The following is a 5262-nucleotide window of genomic DNA, read 5'->3' on the forward strand; positions in this document are numbered from 1 at the left end:
TGACAGGAGAAAAATTACATGGGGATTCTCACCCCAAGTAATTTTGAACACCGTGTAGACGGTGGGGTATTAAACCCACAAAGAAAATGATAATGGATATTTAAACCCCTAATAACTACTTCCAAAAAAGGTCAAGGTAGTGGTTTAGGATTGCATATTATTCGTAGAACTCTATATGAAATTGGAGGTTATATTAAAGAAACCAGAGAAAATGATGTAATGTTTGAAATGTATATTACTTATGGTTATCGGTAGAAAAAGTTAAATCAAAATTCAAAAATTACAGAATTAACTATGGAAACAAAAAACGTTCATTTACTATTAGTTGAAGATAACCCAAATTATCTCGAAGAATTAATAGAGTTGTTAAAAGAAGACTTTGGTTATCAAAATATTGAAACAGCAGTTAGCGCTAAAGAAGCAACAGAAAAATTACAAAATCCTTTTGACATTATTATTGCTGATATGCGTATGGAAGCAGATGATAGTTGTTTTGCTGTCCTAGAGGAAGTTCAATCTCGAAATCTTTCTTCTGTTGTGATTATCTTAACAGCAAATGATAGCGTAACTGACTGTCGCGATGCTTTTAAAAAAGGTGCTTGGGATTATATTTCCAAGAATATGAAAGGCGATGTTTTTGAAATTTTAGACAAGTCTATTAAAGAAGCAATTACTGATTTTAATAGTTGGGGTAACGTTAAAAATGACCGATGGATTGAAAAAAATAGAGAACACTTAGAAGACCAATATTGGGGGAAATATATTGCAGTTATTAATCAAACAGTCATAGAAGTAGCAGATACAGAAGAAGAACTGAATCAAAAAATTGAGGAACGAAAATTAAGAAGATTTTTAACGACTATTCGTAAAATAGACGAGTTTAAACCTATAGATGAATTGATTAAACAAAGGGAAAGCGATAGTTTAGAATTTAAAAGTACTTTACAATGGGATATTGAAAAAGATCGCAAAAATGAAAAGTTAAAATTTAATCTTTTAAAAACAATTGTTATTTTTCTCAATTCTCAAGGAGGAACTTTATTAATAGGAGTTGAAGAGAATGGTAATATTTTTGGTTTAGAAAAAGATATTTCTTTCTTGGAAACTCTAGACAAATTTAAACAAACATTATCTAATTTTATTTATGACCGCATTAGAGCTGGTTTTCCTCAATATATTAAAGTCCGTATTGAAACTTTAGAAACCAAGGAAATTTGTATTGTTGATGTCAAAAGATCGCTAAAAAAGTCATTCCTTAAAACCGAAAAAGGTTTAGAATTTTATATTAGAGTAGGAAATACTTCAAGAGGATTAACTATTCCTGAAATTTACGATCATTTTTCCTAATTAGGGCTTGCTGATTAAATCTAAAAGTATTTACAGATAAAGGTTTTAGCCTTTTTTTGTTCAACAAAAGTGCCTGTTTTTCAGCTCTTCACACTTAAAAAGTTAGTATTTTAGGCGCATAGTTGGGCAGAAAAATCATTCTTACAATTCTTACTCCTACCTTCTCTAAATACCCATTTATCCTGTCTCCTGTCTTCCCCTCCTGGGAGGGGTTGGGGGTGGGTTGTCTCCTGTCTCCTACCCTCACCAATAAGACTTTTTCAGCAAACCCTAATTAGATGAAACAAATTATTATTCGTTTCCGACTATAGCAATATGAAATGATTGGTGAAAAAAAACTGTAGGGGTTTAGTCTTTTCATTCCATTTTTGCTTGGGTAAAGTTTTTACCTATAAGCGAGAATATTTCTACTCGTAACCCAATACTGTTCAGATAAGACCAAAACTCTTATGATATAGAACCATTAAATAAGATTTTCAGATTACAGAACTCAAAAAAAAATCTTTAACTGAACCGTATTTACCCGTAACCAATAACTTCTGACTTCTGATACTAATTCACTTTAAAGATGTCACAAATAGTTTCAAAATTTAAATGTGAAATAATTTCCTCAAACTACTGTTTCGTCACAGTCTTGAATTTATAAAATCTTACTTTTGACTTTTAACTTTTGACTTTTAACTTCCGTGAAACGACATGACTTCCTAATTTTCTCCTTCTAAATATTGAGTTTCAACCGCTTGAGATCCACTCATAAGTTTTTCCCCTGTTAAATATTGAGATTCAACTGCTGGAGTTCCACTCATAAACTTATTATCAGATTCAAGTGGCAATAGAATACTTGATGCTTCTTTAACCTCAGAAATTAAAGCTTGCCCACTACCATTAAATAAGCGAATAACTGCATAGGAAATCAACACTGGTGAAGCTAAAATTAAAGCAGCTATCATTCCCACAGGCGCTACTAATTGATAAACAATTAAAGCAGTAGGTTGAAATTCCTCATATTGGGAAAAAACGCGAGATAACCACCACACTAATAATGCCATTACCGCAAATCCGAAAAGAGTAACAATTGAAGGTACAATAAAAGATAAAAATACAGCCATTAGTGCAATTAAAGCACCCCAACCTTTAGCAACAATTTTCTCTGATAGGTCAGAAACCATAATCGTTCCATGGACAAACCAAATCATAAATCCAAATACTAATGTAATTGCTGACCCTGCCAAAAAAATGTTAACGCCCTTAATAAAAAGTTGTTTAATTTCATCGTTATTTAAGATAGGTTGTTTTTGGTTGACCATTTTTTTAATTCCCTAGCCTCTAACCTTTTAGTATACCTTATACTGCTCCCTCTAGATTTAACCAAGTAGATGGGTAAGTTTTTTGTGTATTTTCAAATTTTGCTGGAAAGTCGATTGAATAAAAATGCTGCCAGTTGTCAATTAAAAATGGAAAAATAAGTCTATAATTTTTCCAGGCGTTGCTGAAGAGCGTGTATGATATTAATATTAATTACTTAGGAGTCAACCCACCCGCGCGCCCCTCCCAGGAGGGAAAGTCAGTCGGACTGAGTCAGCAGGGAAGAAAGAACAAGAAACAGAAGTAGAAGGAGAAAGTTTTTTGCTCGCCCTCTTATCTGGACATAATATCATACCTCAAATCAGCAATGCCTTTTTCCAGTAAAGTGCTTATAGCGGTTTTCAAATAATAGATACAGTGGCCAAAGCATTCTCCTACTGCCTACTCCCTACTCCCGCGCACCAAAAGAATTTTGTAGTCTACTTAAATGAAAAGCACTGTAAGAATAAATGACTGAACATGAGGTAGATTCTCCTGTTGCCAATTGTATCCGTGATTTGTGATATCTACTTTTGAATTGTTCAGTTGAACTCATTAGAGAAACCTGGTTTTTGTGAGCAGATGTTAGTATTGTGGGATATCTAATACCAGGTTACTACACATTAGCAGGTAGAAATTATATCACTCGCAAGCCAGCAGATTCGATATCAAATATTATAAATAGGACTTACGCACCTCCAACGTATTTCTGTCCGAAGCGACCCACAGGGTTTGCGCAGCAGTCCGGAACGGATAGCAATCTCAAACGCTATTTTTTCGTGCGTCGTGCGTAAGTCCTGATAAATTTACCTGCTTCATAAAACCGATATAAAACGTCACATAGCGTGATATTCTACTGTTTACTTCCTGCTTCTACTGAGGCCGTCGGCGGTTACTCATCCACAGGCATTCACGGTCAAGCCGACCGCATTTCTTAAATTAATACTTGCATTCAGATCACGGTCTATAGATATCCCACAATCGGGGCAGTCATAAGTTCTCACATTTAAGGGCAGATATTGGACATGACCGCAGTTCGAGCAAGTTTTTGATGATGGAAAGAATCTATCAACGACTACTAATTCAGAGCCGTACCAGTGAGTTTTATATTCTAGCTGTCGTCTAAACTCATAAAATCCTTGATCTGCTATTGATTTCGCCAGCTTATGGTTAGCTAACATACCGCTAATATTCAAATCTTCTATAGCAACAACGCTGTGGTTTTTAGCTAGATATGTTGTCAATTTGTGAAGTGTGTCAAGACGGATGTTAGCTATTTTTCTATGTAGCTTGGCAATTTTGAGTTGTGCCGCCCTCCAGTTAGCAGAACCAATTATTTTATTTCGGTGCAAGTATTGTAGTCTGGAGAGTTTGTCTTCAAAGGAGCGGTAAGATTTCGCACCAGGGAAAACAACTCCCGTACTTAAAGTTGCTAAGGTTTTTACACCTAAATCAACACCTACAACTTCAGTAGTTTTTGGAGTTGAAGTGGGAGTAAATTCATAACTACAGCTAAGATACCATGAACCCGCTTGTTTACTAATAGTTATTTTCTGAGTAGCCACCTCAATGGGTTCATAAGTTCTAACGATACCAATAAAAGGTAATTTGTGATTCCATCCGTTTAGTTTGATCGGTTTCCCACAATTATCAATTGTGAAGGAATCATGTTGGCCTTTCTTCTTAAACCTTGGGTGTTTACCTAATCCTTGTTTGCGAAGCATTCCGCAGGAAAAGAACCTTTTAAATGCCTCACCCAAGTGGATGAAAGCGTATTGATAAACTCTAGACGACAAGTTTTTCATCCAAGGATAAAGAGGTTTTGTGTGGTTGGTAAAAACTTCTCTCAATTTACGGGCATTAGGTTTATAGCCATCTTTATATGCTGCGTTCCACAAACTTAAACCCCAGTTGTAACACCACCTGGAATAACCTGCGTGTTGAGCCATCATGGTTTTCTGCTTGTTATTCAGTTTGAGCTTAGTTCTGATGGATTTCATCTATGGGTATTGCCAGTATAATGGTATGCTTAAATACCTATTATATCGTTATTCTCTGATTAAGTCAATGCTCTATTAAAAAAGTTAATTCTCTAGAAAACATTAATAAATTTTGCCATAGCTTGAGCATAATCAGCAAAAAAGAGAATCTGGTAAATATAAGCGAGCAGGAGGGCAAGAAGGTCGAATGACTTTATCTATCCTATGTAAGTTTGTGAGCAAGGGATGTCTCCAAGGAAAACTTAAGATTACCAAGGCCAACACGGTAGTAGTGATACTAAGTAAAATGAGTATACTGAGTAATTTCATTTTGTTATTTATTTATAGTAATAATTTGGCAATCTTACCAATCATAAGTACCTGTGCCAAATTAATTTAACATTTACAGGACTTAAGCCTTTTTAGTTCTAAACACTATATATTTCTAAGGTTATATTTTTTGCCTACTACAAATAATTTAGTGTCTTTACCTAATATCATTTCCCCCCAATTACTCCTAGTAAAATAGCAACTTCCATAACATCAAAAAAATTATTTTTTCAGAAAAAAAATAAATACACTCAAATTTATA

General features: G+C 34.5%; 4 protein-coding genes. 1 reads left to right on the plus strand and 3 read right to left on the minus strand.

Going from position 1 to position 5262, the window contains the following annotated elements; genetic code table 11:
* Positions 1-294 precede the first annotated feature (294 nt).
* Positions 295-1347: an RNA-binding domain-containing protein gene (locus tag F6K13_RS16955; RefSeq protein WP_124146890.1), complete on the plus strand. Its 1053-nt coding sequence runs from the start codon at positions 295-297 to the stop codon at positions 1345-1347.
* Between the two features lie 94 nt (positions 1348-1441).
* Here F6K13_RS16955 and F6K13_RS16960 read toward each other — a convergent pair whose 3' ends face one another.
* From F6K13_RS16960 to F6K13_RS16970, 3 genes are all read right to left on the minus strand, one after another.
* Positions 1442-1597: a hypothetical protein gene (locus F6K13_RS16960; protein WP_161564673.1), complete on the minus strand. Its 156-nt coding sequence runs from the start codon at positions 1595-1597 to the stop codon at positions 1442-1444.
* 454 nt (positions 1598-2051) lie between these two features.
* A complete protein-coding gene (locus F6K13_RS16965; protein ID WP_124146889.1) occupies positions 2052-2654 on the minus strand; it encodes a hypothetical protein in 603 nt (200 codons plus the stop codon).
* Between the two features lie 933 nt (positions 2655-3587).
* Positions 3588-4691 (minus strand): RNA-guided endonuclease TnpB family protein, encoded by a 1104-nt coding sequence (locus F6K13_RS16970; RefSeq protein ID WP_124146888.1) that lies wholly within the window; start codon positions 4689-4691, stop codon positions 3588-3590.
* Between the last annotated feature and the right edge of the window lie 571 nt (positions 4692-5262).

This window comes from Okeania sp. SIO2B9 (genome assembly GCF_010672505.1).
Taxonomy (GTDB): Bacteria; Cyanobacteriota; Cyanobacteriia; order Cyanobacteriales; family Microcoleaceae; genus Okeania; species Okeania hirsuta.

Excerpts from the sequence above, each read along its gene's own strand:
- F6K13_RS16955 (WP_124146890.1), top strand. The coding sequence starts at position 295 with ATGGAAACAAAAAACGTTCATTTACTATTAGTTGAAGATAACCCAAAT.
- F6K13_RS16965 (WP_124146889.1), bottom strand. The coding sequence starts at position 2,654 with ATGGTCAACCAAAAACAACCTATCTTAAATAACGATGAAATTAAACAA.
- F6K13_RS16970 (WP_124146888.1), bottom strand. The coding sequence starts at position 4,691 with ATGAAATCCATCAGAACTAAGCTCAAACTGAATAACAAGCAGAAAACC.